Source organism: Neisseria sp. HMSC056A03 (assembly GCF_001815685.1).
In the GTDB taxonomy this organism is placed as follows: Bacteria; Pseudomonadota; Gammaproteobacteria; order Burkholderiales; family Neisseriaceae; genus Neisseria; species Neisseria subflava.
Genome location: NZ_KV821668.1, coordinates 74,866 through 75,122 on the forward strand (window position 1 = coordinate 74,866; position 257 = coordinate 75,122).

Annotated in this window: 1 protein-coding gene; it reads left to right on the plus strand. The window is 48.2% G+C overall.

The features are described from left to right. Positions 1 to 257: tetratricopeptide repeat protein (locus tag HMPREF3052_RS10790; protein ID WP_141756646.1), on the plus strand; the 257-nt coding region annotated here is incomplete at both ends.

Genomic DNA, 257 nt, shown 5'->3' on the forward strand with positions numbered 1-257 from the left:
GGAAATGCTCAAGCTCAATTTAATTTGGGTGTGATGTATTATGCTGGACAAGGGGTCCGTCAAGATTATGCAGAGGCAGTGCAGTGGTTTCGCAAGGCTGCAGAGCAAGGGGTTTTCGAAGCCCAATATAATTTGGGTAATATGTATTACCATGGGCAAGGAGTACGTCAAGACGATGTGCAGGCGGTGCAGTGGTATCGCAAGGTTGCGGAACAAGGGGTTGCAGGAGCCCAATATAATTTGGGTGTGGCGTATGA